Source organism: Thermogymnomonas acidicola, from assembly GCF_014646795.1.
In the GTDB taxonomy this organism is placed as follows: domain Archaea; phylum Thermoplasmatota; class Thermoplasmata; order Thermoplasmatales; family Thermoplasmataceae; genus Thermogymnomonas; species Thermogymnomonas acidicola.
This window is the reverse complement of record NZ_BMNY01000001.1, coordinates 563081-578819: the sequence shown is the minus strand read 5'-3', so window position 1 is coordinate 578819 and position 15739 is coordinate 563081. Positions and strand designations below refer to the sequence as shown.

Sequence of the window (15739 nt, the reverse complement as noted above, 5' to 3'; positions counted from 1 at the left end):
TGAGAAAAGAAGATATCGATGGGAGGGGCTGGCTGGAGTATGAACAAGATACTCGTATCCCTGGTCGTGGTGGCTGTTGTGGCAGTTGCCCTGGCCGGGCTCTTCGGCTACTCCTACATGGAGTACTCGAAGACAGCCAGCTCATACAGCAACCTGAAGACCAGCTACAGCAACGTGCAGGCATCGGTGGTGCTGGATGACGCGTACGCACACTGGGACTACATAGCCATAGAGAACGCTTCCCTTCTGGCCCCCCAGTATGCAAGCAATGCTACCCTGCACTGGATCGGTGGCCCACTGAGCGGGACCTACACAGGGGTGCAGAACATCACCAACACATGGGACAAGTTCTTCGCCATCTGGAGCGCGGTCTGGTTCTACACCATAACGCCACCGAGCGTGAGTGTCTCGGGCAACATGGCACAGGTGCTCAGCATGAACCAGTTCGTTCTCACACCGTTCTCAGAGCCACAGCAGGTGCAGTACCTGAACATAAGCTACACGCTGAACTACACAAAGTCCGGGCAGAACTGGCTCATAACTGGTGAGGTGTGGCACATAGTGGGCACAGGCTACATATCACTCCAGGAGGAGTCCTCACTGGTAAACCAGGTGACAGCAGAGGCGTTCGAGCACTGGAACAACATTGCGATTGAAAACAACACGTCTGTGATGCAGGAGTACCTCAGCAACGCCACTCTCAACTGGGTCGGAGGACCGCTCAACGGCGTGTACCATGGCTATGCCGCCATAAATGAGACCTGGAACAAGTTCTTCGCGCTCTGGAGCGCAGTCTGGTTCTACACGGAGCAGCCGCCAGTTGTGCAGGTAAGCGGAGACATGGCACACGTGCAGGCAACTGTGCAGTTCGTGGTGCAGAACGCAACGAACACAAGCCAGTTTGACTACATAAACGTCTCGTACAGCATAACCTACCTGAACACTGGTTTCCAGCAGAGCAGCGGCCAGATGCCCTTCATGATATACATGGAGACCTTCCAGATAACTGGCAAGGGACCCCTAAGCAAGGTCTGAGGTCACTGCGAACCTTAAATTATTTTTTCCATATGCATTTTAGAATTGCCCGGTGATGACCATTTCGATACAGACTTCAAGAGGCTTCTCTGGTGGCTGTTCGTGGCCACGAGGGGAGGTGAAACAAGGCTGAGGATAGCCAGGTTCATAAGGGAGGAGCCTTCGAATATTAACAGGATATGCAGGGCACTTGACCTTAACTACAGGACAGTGGAGCACCACCTGAAGGTGCTTGAGGAAAACCGCCTGGTTGTCACCCAGGGCAACGGTTACGGAAAGGTTTACTTCCTCTCCGGCCAGATGGAGAAGGGCTTCGGAGAGCTGGAGGAGATGATAAGGAGGGGGAAGAGACGGGAATAATCTGGAGTATAAACATAGGGATAATTGCGGTCGAGCTGCTGCTCCTCTTGATCATCACGGTCAGCCTTGCGAGGTCTTACAGCAGGCTGCAGGCCAGGGCCATGCTAGGCATGGTTCTATTCTCAGCGCTCTTCCTGATCGAATCAATCGTGTCCCTAGTGGTCTACGTGCACCTCTCCATGACCTTCGGGAGGTACCTGGCGCTCCTGCTGCTCGCCATAAACGTGGTGGGGTTGGCGGCATACGCAGTCATGTACAGGGCCATAAGCCAGTGATTCAGTTATTCACCCTTTTTATGAATAGGTGAATCAGGTTATGGAATCCGTCCCTCCAGGTCTTCAGCTTTGGCTTGGTGACCCTCACGCCGTACCTTATCGGCACCTCTATGAGGGTGCCGTTCCTTATCGCCTCTATCTTTATGTCCTGCGAGAACGACATCCCGTCGCTCAAATGCTTCATCTTCATGTATATCTCCCTCCTGAAGACCCACATGCCGCTCTGCGAGTCCCTGAGAGAGCACTTGAAGAGCAGCGACATGGTCTTGTTCAGGACGGTGTTCCCCACAAAGTGAAGCGTTGTGTAGTTCTTTGGTGTCCTGAGGGTCATCCTGTCGCATGAAATGAAGTCCACACCGTTGATTATGAGGAGCTGCACGAGTGGCCCAACAAGATCCGCTGGGTATGTGCCGTCCCCGTCAAGGCACACCACTATGTCCCCGGTTACGTGCATAAGGCCTGTCTTGTACGCACGCCCGTAGCCCCTCCTGGGCTCCTCTATAACCTTGGCTCCCAGCGACCTGGCTATGTCCCTTGTCCTGTCCGTGGAGTTCGTATCCACAACTATTATCTCCTCAACGCCAGACCGCCGCAGGCCTGATATGACATCACCGATGGTCTTCTCCTCGTTGATCGTGGGTATGACTGCGCTGATCTTCAAGGCCAGGTAACCCCCGTTGCGCGAGGACTCACTGCTCACCTGGTTGCCCCTTCCAGGCAGGCACTAATTGGTGCGCATGGCCCTTCATGAGGTCCTCCGCTTCCCTGCCCTTCCCTGTGTGGCTGCTCCCTCTGATAGTGTGTGTGGCAATGCAGCGTACTGGCATAGAATAACATAATAGGTGTGCATAAAAATGTTCCCATAGGCACTGGCCCCTGGAGTGCCGTGAGCGTTGCCCAGAGGCCCTGGCAGCGTCTCTCACCGACCTGAACGCCCGTGGACAGGCTGGAATCGACAGCTCTACCCCCCGGGTCCGGTTTCCCCCCAGGCCACGGTTTCCCCACCACCTGAAACCCGCTTAAGGCCTGCAGTGCCCGGTGCCTGCCCAATGGATGGACACAATGTAAGGAGACCAAACCCATGTGGGAAGTAGCGGGATAGCCACAGCAGGGGTCTGCCGTTCAATTCCACACGATCGGAAAAGGAATAAATCTGTGATAACCAATACCACGCCATGCAGGCCATAGTTGTTTCGCCGCCGAAGAAGGGCATCGAGTACGTGGACTTTCAGGAGGAGGACGGTACAGGCATACCTGTCAGAATAAGGGAGACAGGGATATGCGGCACTGACAGGGAGATCGTCAACGGGCAGATGGCTTCAGCGAGCCTGCCCAGGGGGAGCAGTTTCATGGTGCTTGGCCACGAGGCCATAGGGGTTGTCCAGGAGGACGGGGAGAGCATAAGGAAGGGAGACCTTGTGATGCCCGTGAACAGGAGGGGCTGCGGGCACTGCCTCGCATGCCTGAACGGCAGGCCAGATTTCTGCGAGACTGGCGGCTTCGTGGAGGCCGGAATAAAAGGGATGCACGGGTTCATGAGGGAAACATACTGGGACGAGGAGAGGTACCTTGTGAGGGTGCCGAGGGGGATAGAGGACATAGCGGTGATGGCCCAGCCACTATCCGACCTTGAGAAGTCTATGGAGGAGGTAATGCAGGTGCAGAACAGGCTGCCCTGGAAGTGCCCGGACGGCAGCCTTGGGTGCAGGAAGGCCCTCGTTGTCGGCACAGGCCCCATAGGCATACTTACATCGCTCCTTCTCCGCTCCTACGGGCTCGGCGTCTTCATCTCAAACGTCAGGGAGCCAAGCAGGGAGGAGCAAAAGATATTCGACGATGCGGACATAACATATTACAATTCCAGTTCAGGTTACTCGGCCCTCAGGGATAAGCACGGGGAGTTCGACCTGGTCTTCGAGGCCTCGGGCGCGGATGCATCGATGCTCCCGCAGCTCCTCGGGATCATAAAGAACAACGGCGTGCTTGGCCTCTTCGGCTTCCCCAGGTCCGGGTACGCATCCTTCTCCCACACCGACCTGCAGAACCTCGTGTACAGGTCCATAGCCGTGGTCGGCCTGATCAACGGCCAGAAGCCCCACTTCCAGAGTGCAATGAACAGGCTCGCCGCCTGGAAGGTCATGTTCCCCGTTGCCACATCCCTCCTGATAACAAGGGTACTGGACCATACAGAGAGGGACAGTGTCAGGGAGGCCCTGACCTCAAAGACGCCGGGTGAGATCAAGGTTAAGATAAGGTGGTCCTGAGCCTAAATTCTTTCCTTACATATCCATAAAAATAATCCATGTTTTTATACCAGACTCCATGGCGCACTCCGTAATAACTTTTGAAAGGCTTGGATTTACTATTACAGTGACAAAGAGTGTCAGTGTTTCAAGTTTTACCTCTAATTTACTATTTTATACGAAAGTATTGAATATGTAGTATATGTATCGGAGTCCCGTGCAGAACAACGTTTCGAACACCACAGGCCTGAGGAGGAACTCCGTGAGCTTCGCGGGCATGGTCATGCTCACCCTTGCAGGTGTGCTGGCCATAATCGGCCCAATAGAGATTGCATCGTTCATTGGGGATGCGGGGCCCGCCGCCATGTGGCCCGTGATCCTGGGCTACCTGCTCTTCGTCCTCGTCTCCCTCCCCATACTGGAGTACACGAGGATCGCCCCGTTCGCAGGCGGTTACTACGGCCTGGCAGAGCTCGGTTTCGGCAGGAAGGCTGGCAAGTTCACATCTCTCTCCAACTACTTCTTCTACAACTTCTGGCAGATGGCCAACGCCTTCTTCATAGGGTGGCTTGCAATAGACACTGTTTACATAATCTACGGCATCATGCTCCCCATATGGTTCTGGCTGCTCATATGCGTCCTCACACTTGTCATCACCCTGGTCATGACGATCCAGCCAGCAAGGCTGCTGAGCAGGATACTCGTAATCGTTATGGTGGCCACCACAGTGCTGGTCACAGCCTTTACCATATATGTTATTGCCAGGAGCCCCTACAACTCCGCATATTACATAAACCCTGCCAACAGCCCATCCGGCTTCACCGGCATAGCCCTTGCCACAGCGGTGCTTGGCTTCTACCTCTTCGCAGGCTATGGCGCAGCCCTCTTCTACGGTGAGGAGGGTGTCCAGGCGAGGCGCACCCTCTGGAAGGCGGTCTACGTTGGCCTCACGATCTCCGCGGTTGTCATAGCACTCAGTGCTTATTCGGAGGTGGTCTCTGTGCCCAAGAGCGACCTGGCGAACGTGGGCCAGGCCTCCATACCGCAGCTTGTCACCTGGATACACTACATCCCTGCCGGTGTCCTGGTGGGCCTGAACATGTTCATTCTTGTGGTATCGATGATAGCCTACGGGGCTGGAGGCGGCTCCCAGGCGAGGCTGCTCTGGGCAATGTCCAGGGACAACTTCATCAAGAGCCAGTGGCTGAGGAAACTTGACGAGAAGACGCAGGTACCGAGGAGGGCAGCCATGGTGAACTTCGCGTTCGCCCTCTTCACAGTGCTCGTTGTGGCTGCAGTCCTTGTCAAGGTATACGGGTACAACGCGGACACGGTCAGCCTTGGCTTCTTCGTTGCAGGGACAACATCGACCATCCTGTGGTACTTCCACCACTTCGTGCCCGAGTTCGGCCTCTATGCCTTCCTTTCCAGGCACAGGGAGATAAAGTTCTCCACAGCGAGGAAGGTGCTCTCAGGCCTCGTGGTGCCCATAGGCGGCACAGCCCTCTTCGTCTACACGTTCTATGAGGGCATAATAGGGAACCTGGTGGAACCGTACTTCGGGTTCGTTGTCATGGCCCTGCTCATAGTGGTCGGTGTGATCGCCTACACGCTCTACAAGGCCAGGAAGGGCGAGCTCGGAGAGAGCGTTGTCAGCTACATGGTGGCAGAGGCTGGCAGGGAGGGGGGCGAGAGGTGAGCGGGCCGCGGTTAAGGCTTGAGGGAAAGAAATGCGTCGTCACCGGTGGGGCCAGGGGAATAGGCAGGGCAATAGTGGAGACCTTCCTGAGAGAGGGGGCACAGGTGGCCTTCTGCGACATTAACAGGGAGAGGGGCTCAGAGGTGGAGATGGCCCTCAGAGGCGGGTGCAGGTTCTTCCACTGCGACGTGTCAGACCCTGGGAGCGTGGAGAGTTTCTCGCGTGCAGTGAAAGAACACTTCAGTGGCACCCTGCACGTACTGGTGAACAACGCCGGCATCTCCAGGTACGAGAGGTTCGAGGACATTACCTACGAGAGCTGGAGGAGGGTCCTGGAGACCGATCTGAGCGGGACCTTCCTGGTCACGAAGGCCCTGCTGCCCATGATGAGGGGTGGGGGGTCGATAGTGAACATATCCTCCACGAACGGCCTCAGGGGTGAGGTGGGGCTGGCACACTACAACGCAGCGAAGGGTGGCATCATTACACTGACAAAGACCCTGGCCCTTGAACTTGCAGGGTCCGGCATAAGGGTGAACTCCGTCTGCCCCGGCTTCATAATGACAGAGATACAGAGGGAGGCCGGGACTCCTGAGGAAGAGATAGAGAAATACATAAGGAAAATCCCCCTGGGCAGGTACGGCCAGCCGCAGGATGTGGCCAACGCTGTCCTATTTCTGGCATCTGACGAGGCCTCCTTCATAACGGGAACGGAGATTGTGGTGGACGGCGGGCAGATATGCGGGGAGTGATCCTCACCCCAGGCTCCGGCTGACGAGTTCCGAGAGGTCGATGATGCGGAAACCGAACGGAGCGAACTTGTTCCTGTTCCTCGGGGAGTTCACTATGACACTAACCTTCTTTCTCGTCTCCCCGTCCACAACCTGTGAAAGTGCAGCGCATATGAGCATGTTCCTGCTGTCGTCTGACGTCCCGACAACAATGCACTCTGAGTTCCCGAGCTGGAAGACGGACAGGGCCTTTTCGTCGTCCGGTTCCCCCTTCACCGTCAGGACGCCCAGGGAGGCCAGGGCCTCCTGACCGACCTCATCGTCTATCACAACAACGTTCTTTCCCCTTGACCTCTGCGCTGATATGAATGCCTGCACGAGTGGTGAATAGCCGCATATGAGCGTGTAGTCCCTGAGGGAGCGAACTCCGAGCCTTTCCATCGTCATGGTAACACCACCGATCCTCTTCTCTATTACGGGAGTGATCAGGAGGGTGAGTGCGCCGAAGAAGACGGCAACACCCATCACCGAGAGCGATACGGTGAATAGCCTGGCGGAAAGTGTCACCGGCAGTATGTCACCGAAGCCCAGCGTGGTCACTGTCTCGCCTGCGTAGTATATTGCTGTGCCTATTGATGTGATCGGTGGCCTGAAGTCTTGGCCCAGCAGCAGAGAGCCGCCTACGCCGTAAGCAGCCGTGAAGGCCACTATGATCAGGGAAACGGCTAGCCTCGGGTCGGTGAGGAGCTGCGATGGCTCCACGTAGTCCTTCCTCCTCCTGATCAGGAGGAACATCGTAAAGGCTGCCAGGATGATGCCAAGTAACGAGACATGGGACTTCCTGCCCAGGCTGATTAGGAATATCACTACCTCCAGCGAGAGGAGGAGGAATGATGTGTACCAGACAGCCCTGGTCCTGGACGTGGAGAGTGTCCCCAGAATCACCATGAAGAGCCCTGCGAAGAGGGAAGCGAACGAGAAGCTCCTCTGGGCGACCGGGATGGTCTGGCCCAGGAGGTGTGCGTGAAATACATAGGTGGAGGTCGCAAGGTAAGAACTCACTGAAATCGATATGACACCTTCCAGAATCAGGAGGTTCCTCACCCTCAGCCTGGGTAGCCTCAATCCACCAGACATGGTGCAGGTGGATATAACCATGATTGGGCAGATGCCAACTGCAACTGCAGAAAACACCTGGCAAAACTAAATATAAAAAGTAACTTTTACGAAGTGTTTCGCTCCGATGGTGTAGTCCGGTCAAGCATATCGGCCTTTCGAGCCGACGACCCGGGTTCAAATCCCGGTCGGAGCATAATTGTATTGACAGGAGGTAAGAGGTGTCACTGCCAAGATGATGGCTCGGTCAAGGCATGCCCGGTGACTCGATGGAGCAGGAGTGTGCCTCGCCTCGGCTCCTGACAACGTTATGACCAGATTGAAGGTGCGTTTCGAGCTTCGTGAAAGGGAGCACGAGGACTGAGTGCAACTAAAGAGATCGCTTGCACGCACGCCAGATTCAGGGCAGTACCGTACTGCCATGGGAGTATGGTAGCACAGGCGAACATTTATGCCGTGTTGCACCCTGCGGAATGGAGGTCATTCAGGAGGCTTTCTGTTTGAAGATAAGGTTCCTGGCCGCCGGTGCTTTGCTTCTTTTGGTTGACGCGCTTCTCTTTCTCATCAGGGGTGTGAGGCCCAACTTCTTCATTCCCATGGCAGTTGGTCTAATGCTGCTCATTTACGGCATAGTCACAAGGTAGCCTTTTTCTATTCCGTTGAAGAAATATCACCCCACTTTTGATCGCGGTTTCATTTCACGAACCCGCCATGTTCCACTTGCGCGGAATTCGTTACCTTGTCTCAAAAATCATGGCGCGCTAAACATTGGGCATCCTGATGCAGATGTATACCGAAACGATGAGTTTAAAATCTGTTAAATTATAATACGCTTACGTCACCGTCTTAAATTGCCCTCCAAACAACTTATTAAAAAAAGATGTGTATCCGATAGTTGTGCAGCTTAATGTCTATCAGAACGATAAGATTCTCTATCTTTCATTAGACACTAATGATATTGGTTCTCAGGTTCGGCCCACTGGATCAGCAAATGGGCCTGAGCAATCCAAGCGAACCGTTATCATTCTTGGAAAGAAAGGTACAGATATTCACGAGAGAGGACTCGTTCTTCATTAAGATAGATATTATGGATGGTGACATTTTCTTTGGGCTAGGTGAGCAACCCTCAGGTTTGATAAGAAACAGGGGGCGCTTTTCCCTGTACAACTCGTCATCCTGGGACTATAACGACGTTAGACAGAGTATATACTCATCATTCCCTTTCCTCCTATGCATAGGTGAATCTGGGTGTTATGGTTTGCTCCTTAACATGCCAGGTAAGGTGAATTTTGATCTGGGTGTGGAGGAATATGATAAGGTTATTGTTTCATTTGCTAAATCCCCGTTTGAACTCTTCCTTTTTTCTGGAACTCCCTCTGAGATAAGTGAAAGGCTAACGGAGATTACGGGGAGGCCCTTTGAACTCCCTGATTGGGCCCTGGGCCACCAGGTTTCAAGATTCACCTACTTTCCTCAAAGTTCTGTCACTGAAATTATAGAGGATTACACGAAAGAGTTCCCTGTTAGTGCTCTCTACCTAGATATTGATTACATGAACGGCTATAGAATATTCACCTGGGATCGGGAGAGGTTTCCGGACCCAGAGGCTCTCCTCGACTTCTGTTCAAAGAGAGGTATCTACATAGTACCAATCATTGATCCAGGTGTACGAGCGGATCAGGGGTATGATGTCTTCAAAAAATTCATTGGAAATGCGATAGAGGACTCAGAGGGAAACTTATACTTTGACAGGGTCTGGCCGGGTACCTGCATTTTCCCTGATTTCCTGAGATCTTCTGCGAGGCAGATATGGGGAGACCTCATAAAGTCGTTCTACAGACCAGGAATGGGTGGCATTTGGCTGGACATGAGCGAACCTTCCATGCACAGAACAAGGGATGCGGGTGGATTCGGCAACAACATAGACCCAGCCGCAGTCCACACGCTTGATAACGGAATAAAGGTTAGGAACTCACAGGTGCACAACCTTTACGCCTACTACGAGGCCATGACTACCTATGAAGCCCTTAAGGGTGTCATGGATAAGCCATTCATTCTGACCAGGGCAGGATATCCAGGAATACAAAAAACATGCGGCCATATGGACAGGAGATAACAAGGCTTCGTATGAGGATCTCCGGCTTCAACTCTCAATGGTGCTTAACCTGAGCCTTTCCGGTATGCCTTACTGCGGCTGCGACCTGGGAGGGTTCTGGGGAGATCCCAGCTACGACCTTGTCTGCAGGTACTACGAAATGGCAGTTTTGTTCCCCTTGTATAGGAACCACAGGATCAAGAACGGGAAGGACAATGAGCCTTTTAGGATGCCACCAATATACACAGAGATGATACGCAGAGCGATAACTCTGCGTTACCAATTTCTTCCATACCTGAGAGAACTGGCCAACGAGGCTCACACATCAGGGCATCCAATAATCAGACCCCTCGTCTACGACTTTCCAGAGGACAGGGAAGCACTCTACATAGATGATGAGTATATGGCCGGTCACAACGTTGTTGTCGCTCGCCAGATGGATGGACGACCCGGGCGTGACTTTTACCTGCCCCATGGCACCTGGAAGGAATATGCATCTGGTAGAGAGATGGCAGGGAGAAGGTGGTACTGGTCTGATGACAACATACCTATCTTTATAAGGGTATAAGAGTTAGAGGTCAAAGACCGAGACCTACCTTAGGGCCCGATTCCATATCAGAAGTAAAGGAAAGAAGCACCCTGCATTGGCCTTTAGTTGTGACTGTATGTGAAGAATATACCGATCGCCATATCCTCCCAGAAATTCAGAATTGGAATAAAATGCCTTGATAATCTGTCCTACCCCAACATCACTCCAGACACGCCTAAGTCTGTGAGCCAGTTCGTGATTATAGCATAGATTGTTTGGTATGTCAGGAGAACCGAAATTGTAACTCCGCAATTGTATTGGAGATAGTTGCATACAACCCCGTGGTGATAGTGTCACAGGATCCGTGTAAGGAGATCACAGGAGGTTCATGAAATAGATCGATACATTTTGCGAATATGACCGAGATGATGAACAGTGGGATCAGGGGTGATCAGGTCAATCGGTACACCTCAATACGAAGAGAGCGCCATGAAGGCCATCTACCTAGGGTAGCCGAACTCTAATGGAGATGGTATTTCATTTCGCTGGTTGGACTCTATAAATGCATGGATACGGTTGGGGGCATCTCCCAGATGGGGTATCCCTAGGCTTACACAAGAATCGTGACACTAGGGCCATAGGGCATATTCCTTGAGTGCCATTCATTTTTGTCTTTCATTACCTCTTTAGGGAGGAAGTCTTGTCTGCCATGTTCCACACCAGAGGAGTTGTAGAGCGGCGCATTCACCAAAGTATCAACAATAGTCCTGAACATAACTGTATTCCCAGGAATGGAGAGATATAACCTTACTTACATATGGGGCCTGATCAGACAAAGCGGACTGGGTTTCCGATCCCAGCTGGGTCCCTCAGTGCGCTTGACGTTGCGGATGGGCCAGCAGTGCCATTAGTGTGTATTTCAGAAATATGATCCGTAGGCGCTCACTCGCAGGTAGCCTTAAATTAGAAGCGGGCTCCAATGGATTGGCAAGACAGCCAATTAATGCCATAGGTACTCGGAAACACGGGGAAACACTTATGCGACGGCATTCTCCGTGCAGAAAAGGATTATTACAGAGTGGGTGCGTTTTGAAGTTGAAACCCTACCGCCGGTATGGTATCTCTGGCTATTCACCCCATCTTCAATCGTGATGTGTGTGAACCGCAATTTCTTCGTCCTATAGCAGTTGGTATGATGCTTGTCGTTCAAGGCATAGTTAAAGGTACCCTATTCCAAAGACGTTCAGGTGCGACCAGAATCGACACAGAAGGAGAATTTTACTGGAGGCTAACCATAATTTACAGTAAATTCATATATTATTATTGTATTGACTAAATAAATTAACTTATAAATACAATGATTTATATAGCATAATAAGGAAGAGCCCATACCAGAGGAACCAAAGAAGCGGCGATTAGGCACTATAATTGCTGTGGTCGTAGTCGTGATAGTGATCGTTGCAGTGGTTGCTTACGTTGAAACCCACAGACCGGCAGCTCAGGCGCAGGCGCAGTATCTGGCTGTCTACCCCGGCCCTGCAGGGCCTGTGAACAGTGATCACCTGGTTGGAGGTGATGTCCTTGCCATAGCAAAGGGTTCCCCAGACATGTCAGCCCTAGAACAGTTCATAGCCTATATGATGTCGCCTTATGTGCAGCAGCTATACCTCAACTACACTGGTTTCATACCAGTTGATACCAACGCGTACGGACAGGCCAGCGCTTCGAACAATGTGGTACCGACGATATACAGTCCCAGCAATGCCACAGTCACAATATACTACTACGACGATATAACCCCGACAGATGCCAGCTTTGTGCAGAATACCATAATAGCGACATTCGAGAGTGAGTTCCCGAACATACACGTACATTACATCAATGAACAGGCATCAGATATTGTCAGCGGCATAGAGGCCCTGGAGAGCGCTGCCACTAACGGGAATATAAGCGAGCCAGTTGTTATGAGCATAGACAACCTGGATGTGGGTGTCCTCTTCTACGGGGGTTACCTAGCCAACCTAACGTCTGCAGAGCCAAAACTCGTTCCGAGCGACATCATAAAGTCCATCCAGGAGGTGACCCAGTATGAGGAGAAAGTGTTTGGAGGCATATACTTCATAACAGAGAGGGTCAACATACCTCTAGTGTGGGTCAACTACACTGCTCTCAAGAACGCGGGCATAGATAGCCTACCGAGCAATCTCACACAGCTGATGACGGACGCAAAGATCCTTTACCAGAAGTACGGTGTCGGCATGGTCAACTTCCAGGGGCACGGTGGTGCTAGCACTGCCACTGAGCTGTACCAGTGGATGGTGCAGTTTGGAGGTAACCCGCTCAACTTCAACGACACCGGGGATGTCAACGCAATATGGTACCTGGCAAACCTGAGCAAGTACTTCAGCCCCGAGTACAAGACATCTTACTGGGCCACATACAAGGGTTTGGCCAGCAACAAGTACACAATAATGGACTGCCAGTGGCCTGGTTCAGTCAACCTTACCGCACTGGGCATGAAGCTTGTGAACCAGAGTGACAACGTAGATCAGGTATCAGAGCAGGCAATCAACGAAGGAGTGTTCCTCAGGACACCGGTTCCTTGGATAACGGAGTGGCAGACCCTAATGGACCAGGCATGGACTTATCTCATTGAGGACGGTCACGGAACGAACTACACGAACATATACAATGAACTCAGCAGTATGAACCACAGCCTGTATGAGTACCTGCTGAGCAACTACAACTCCACAGTCGCACAGGAATATGAAAAGGGAGAGTTCCAGCCGCTGCTGGTTTGAACTTTCTATAAGATTTTATTTCAACATATTTTATTCTGCTAGAGCCCGTCCTCGACCAAGTTGCCATCCCTGTACTTCCTGAACTTTTTGATTGAGAACCTTATGTAATCTCCTGACTCCACGGGACTCGTAGAACGCACCACTACGGTCTTCCCTTTGACATCACAGTATACAAAGTAAGACTCGTGGACTATCTCAAATGAAATTACTCTGCCCTCTATTTCCCCTGAGTCGCACTCCACCCAATAGGGCCGGAAACCTATCTCTACCCCATCCAGGCCCAGGACACTGCCATCCAAGAAGTTCATCGGGTAGTCCCCTATGAAGTCTCCTATCCACTTTGTCTTAGGGTTCTCATAAAGTTCATTGTACTTGCCTATTTGCTCTATCCTCCCGTTCCTCAGCACCGCCACCCTGTCGGCCAGGTTCTGGGCCTCGCTCTGATCATGTGTAACGTAGACAAATGTCTGGTTGAAGTCCCTCTGGATCTTCTTCAGCTCCTCCCTAGCAGTGAACCTGACCCTTGCGTCCAGGTTGCTCAGCGGCTCATCCAGTAGAAACATGGCTGGGTTCCTCACCAGGGCCCTTGAGAGGGCGACTCTCTGTTTCTGCCCGCCACTGAGCTGAGTCACGTTCCTATCCAAAACCTCTTCGATATTGAGCTTCTTTGCAATTGAAGTTACCTTCTCCCTAATCTGTTGCTTGTTCATGTGAGCCATGCGGAGTGGAAAGGATATGTTCTCGTACACCGTCATGTTGGGATAGAGAGCATAGTTCTGGAAGACCATGGCAATGTTCCTTTTGTTTGGTGGCAGCTGTGTTATGTCCTTGCCATCCAGTATTATGTGACCACTTACAGGTCTCTCTATTCCCACGATGGTCCGTAACAGTGTTGACTTGCCTGTGCCAGAGGGGCCAAGTATGACAAAGAACTCCCCATCTTCAATCTCTAGACTGAGCCTGTTCAGAACCACCTTGGATCCGTATCTCTGAGTAACATTCCTGAGTTCGAGTTTCGTGCTCATCCTACCAACCCCCCTGTAAGGTACTGGCCCTTAAGGTACCTCTGCAGGAACGCTGCGATCACCAGTACAGGGATGGTTACTATGAGGGCAAAGGCTGAGGCTTGGAAGGGCAGTGCCCTAGAAACATAATCGTAGAGCTTAACAGGGTATGTCGGAGCACCCGGAGATATTATCACTGCGTACGTGAACTCGTCCCAGGAGGTCATCCAGGAGAGGAGGAACGTCACGATGAGTCCAGGTATTACCAGGGGGAGTATAACCCTGGCGAGCGAAGCGAATATACCTGCGCCGTCCACCCTTGCCTGTAGGAAAAGCTCCCTCGGTACAGACCTGAATGCGCCGAGCATTATGAATACAGAGAGTGGGAGGACAACCAGCTCCTGTGCTAGCGCTATACCCATGAAGTTGTCATACAGCCCGAATTTCAGGAACTCGGAAGCAATGGGTATTGCTACCACAATCCCGGGCATCATGTTGGAAAAGAACAGGAGGACGACTATTGTGTTCGCAATCTTGGGGCTGATCCTGCTCAGGCCATAGCCGGCAGATATGCCGAATAGCAGGGCCAGGACTGCAACGATCATTGCAACATAGAAGCTCCTCTCCAAGGGGCCGATCAGGCTGAGTGATGTGAGGGCGCTTCTTACGTTGGAGAGTGTAAAGCCGAGAGGTATCTGGCTGGGATAGAGGGAGCCAAAGGTGTACCTGACGGGTTCAAATGCTATCAGGAACAGGACGTAGAATGGATACAGGAAAAATATGGACAAGATTATTATGGCAACTATGAAGCCGACCTCACTGGGCTTCATACTGCCTCACACCTCCCATAACAAGTATTACTGACGCGAAGGCCAGGATAAATATCAAGAGTATGACGGCAGCCGCGTAGGCGTAGTAGATGGTCGGAGAATATAGGTTATAGTTCTGGTACACGAGAGTCGTCAGAAGAATTGGATGGTAACCTATGAGGACAAGTGGGAGAGCAAATATGTTGAACTCGCTGACCCCCCTTATCATCATTGCTATTGCAAGCGTTGATTTTACGTTTGGTAGAATTACATGCCAGAACCTCCTTGCAGGCCCAGCCCCGTCTATAAGTGCTGCCTCCTGTATGGTTGGTGAAAGTGAGCTTAGGCCTGAGAGCATTATGAGTGCAACGAGCGGCGTGTTTTTCCATGAATCGGAGAACATAACTACGCCCATCTCTGAAAACCTGGAATAATACCAGTTTACAGCATGAAGGCCCAGCAGCCTTAGGAATGAGTTGGCAAACCCCCCGACTGCACTGAATATCGTTGAAAATATGAAGGCAGACACGACAGTGGCGACTCCGAACGGGAGTATCATTATGGTTGAGAATGCAGCCTTTCCAGCGAATTTCTTTGTCAGTACCACGGCGATGCCAAGTGCGTGGAAGAACTGTATCGCAAGGGCGCCCAGGCTGACTATTACGGTGTCCACTATGGAAGTACCCAGTCCCTGTGAAACTACACTCTGGTAATTGGAAAGGCCAAGGACACCGTGGGGGGAGAAGAAACTCTTGTAGACTGCCAGGGCCGCCGGGTAGAATGAAAGGATAACTATATAAGCCACTGCAGGGAGTATAAGGAGGTAGTACGTGTACTGATCCTTCCACACAAACCTGTCCCTCTCTCTGGGAAACCTGGCTACTTCTGTGGGGGTCTCGGAAGGATACAAAATATACATTAATAAGTCAATATATTTCACATGCGCACTGAAATATTGGGTCTTAAATAGATCATGGTCCACCGACTCAGGTCTTGCGTAGACACTTCCCACTTGTCTGGCCAATGGCAGGGCCGAGCTGGC

General features: G+C 52.0%; 15 protein-coding genes and 1 tRNA gene. 11 read left to right on the top strand and 5 right to left on the bottom strand.

All coding sequences use genetic code 11. From position 1 onward, the window contains the following. Positions 1 to 39: 39 nt before the first annotated feature. Genes IEW66_RS02835 through IEW66_RS02825 form a run of 3 tightly spaced genes read left to right on the top strand, consistent with a single transcriptional unit; the run spans position 40 to position 1670 of the window. Positions 40 to 1035: a nuclear transport factor 2-like protein gene (locus tag IEW66_RS02835; RefSeq protein WP_188680141.1), complete on the top strand. Its 996-nt coding sequence runs from the start codon at positions 40 to 42 to the stop codon at positions 1033 to 1035. Between the two features lie 45 nt (positions 1036 to 1080). After that, on the top strand, positions 1081 to 1395 hold the full coding sequence (locus IEW66_RS02830) for an ArsR/SmtB family transcription factor (RefSeq protein WP_229657458.1): 315 nt from the start codon (positions 1081 to 1083) through the stop codon (positions 1393 to 1395). Between the two features lie 47 nt (positions 1396 to 1442). Continuing rightward, positions 1443 to 1670 (top strand): hypothetical protein, encoded by a 228-nt coding sequence (locus IEW66_RS02825; protein WP_188680139.1) that lies wholly within the window; start codon positions 1443 to 1445, stop codon positions 1668 to 1670. A 1-nt stretch (position 1671) separates the two neighbouring features. Here IEW66_RS02825 and IEW66_RS02820 read toward each other — a convergent pair whose 3' ends face one another. Continuing rightward, positions 1672 to 2370, bottom strand: coding sequence for a glycosyltransferase family 2 protein (locus tag IEW66_RS02820; RefSeq protein ID WP_229657457.1), 699 nt, complete (start codon positions 2368 to 2370; stop codon positions 1672 to 1674). A gap of 475 nt (positions 2371 to 2845) precedes the next feature. Here IEW66_RS02820 and IEW66_RS02815 point away from each other — a divergent pair, with 475 nt between their 5' ends. The 3 genes from IEW66_RS02815 (at position 2846) to IEW66_RS02805 (ending at position 6364) form a co-directional block, all read left to right on the top strand. After that, positions 2846 to 3934: a glucose 1-dehydrogenase gene (locus IEW66_RS02815; protein ID WP_188680137.1), complete on the top strand. Its 1089-nt coding sequence runs from the start codon at positions 2846 to 2848 to the stop codon at positions 3932 to 3934. Between the two features lie 181 nt (positions 3935 to 4115). Beyond that, the gene (locus IEW66_RS02810; protein WP_188680135.1) at positions 4116 to 5612 is read left to right on the top strand and encodes an APC family permease; all 1497 of its coding nucleotides are present in this window, start codon (positions 4116 to 4118) and stop codon (positions 5610 to 5612) included. After that, positions 5609 to 6364 carry an SDR family NAD(P)-dependent oxidoreductase gene (locus IEW66_RS02805; RefSeq protein ID WP_188680133.1) on the top strand — a complete coding sequence of 252 codons (756 nt, stop codon included), beginning with the start codon at positions 5609 to 5611 and terminating at the stop codon, positions 6362 to 6364. Before IEW66_RS02810 ends, IEW66_RS02805 begins: the two co-directional genes overlap by 4 nt. A gap of 3 nt (positions 6365 to 6367) precedes the next feature. Here IEW66_RS02805 and IEW66_RS02800 read toward each other — a convergent pair whose 3' ends face one another. Beyond that, a complete protein-coding gene (locus IEW66_RS02800) occupies positions 6368 to 7468 on the bottom strand; it encodes an NAD-binding protein (protein ID WP_188680131.1) in 1101 nt (366 codons plus the stop codon). A gap of 112 nt (positions 7469 to 7580) precedes the next feature. On the opposite strand from IEW66_RS02800, the gene IEW66_RS02795 reads away from it, so the two are divergent. The 5 genes from IEW66_RS02795 (at position 7581) to IEW66_RS02775 (ending at position 12884) form a co-directional block, all read left to right on the top strand. After that, positions 7581 to 7655: transfer RNA gene (locus IEW66_RS02795), tRNA-Glu, on the top strand. A 304-nt stretch (positions 7656 to 7959) separates the two neighbouring features. Beyond that, complete coding sequence (locus IEW66_RS02790; RefSeq protein ID WP_188680129.1) at positions 7960 to 8103, top strand: hypothetical protein; 144 nt, start codon at positions 7960 to 7962, stop codon at positions 8101 to 8103. A gap of 308 nt (positions 8104 to 8411) precedes the next feature. Next, on the top strand, positions 8412 to 9575 hold the full coding sequence (locus IEW66_RS02785; protein ID WP_194446408.1) for a TIM-barrel domain-containing protein: 1164 nt from the start codon (positions 8412 to 8414) through the stop codon (positions 9573 to 9575). A gap of 37 nt (positions 9576 to 9612) precedes the next feature. After that, on the top strand, positions 9613 to 10122 hold the full coding sequence (locus IEW66_RS02780; protein WP_373286576.1) for a TIM-barrel domain-containing protein: 510 nt from the start codon (positions 9613 to 9615) through the stop codon (positions 10120 to 10122). 1406 nt (positions 10123 to 11528) lie between these two features. Further along, the gene (locus tag IEW66_RS02775) at positions 11529 to 12884 is read left to right on the top strand and encodes an extracellular solute-binding protein (RefSeq protein ID WP_188680125.1); all 1356 of its coding nucleotides are present in this window, start codon (positions 11529 to 11531) and stop codon (positions 12882 to 12884) included. 38 nt (positions 12885 to 12922) lie between these two features. Here IEW66_RS02775 and IEW66_RS02770 read toward each other — a convergent pair whose 3' ends face one another. Genes IEW66_RS02770 through IEW66_RS02760 form a run of 3 tightly spaced genes read right to left on the bottom strand, consistent with a single transcriptional unit; the run spans position 12923 to position 15607 of the window. Beyond that, positions 12923 to 13909, bottom strand: a complete 987-nt coding sequence (locus tag IEW66_RS02770) for an ABC transporter ATP-binding protein (RefSeq protein WP_188680123.1) — start codon at positions 13907 to 13909, stop codon at positions 12923 to 12925. Continuing rightward, positions 13906 to 14718, bottom strand: coding sequence for a carbohydrate ABC transporter permease (locus IEW66_RS02765; protein ID WP_188680121.1), 813 nt, complete (start codon positions 14716 to 14718; stop codon positions 13906 to 13908). Before IEW66_RS02765 ends, IEW66_RS02770 begins: the two co-directional genes overlap by 4 nt. Next, positions 14705 to 15607 (bottom strand): carbohydrate ABC transporter permease, encoded by a 903-nt coding sequence (locus IEW66_RS02760; protein ID WP_229657456.1) that lies wholly within the window; start codon positions 15605 to 15607, stop codon positions 14705 to 14707. Before IEW66_RS02760 ends, IEW66_RS02765 begins: the two co-directional genes overlap by 14 nt. Positions 15608 to 15739: the final 132 nt, after the last annotated feature.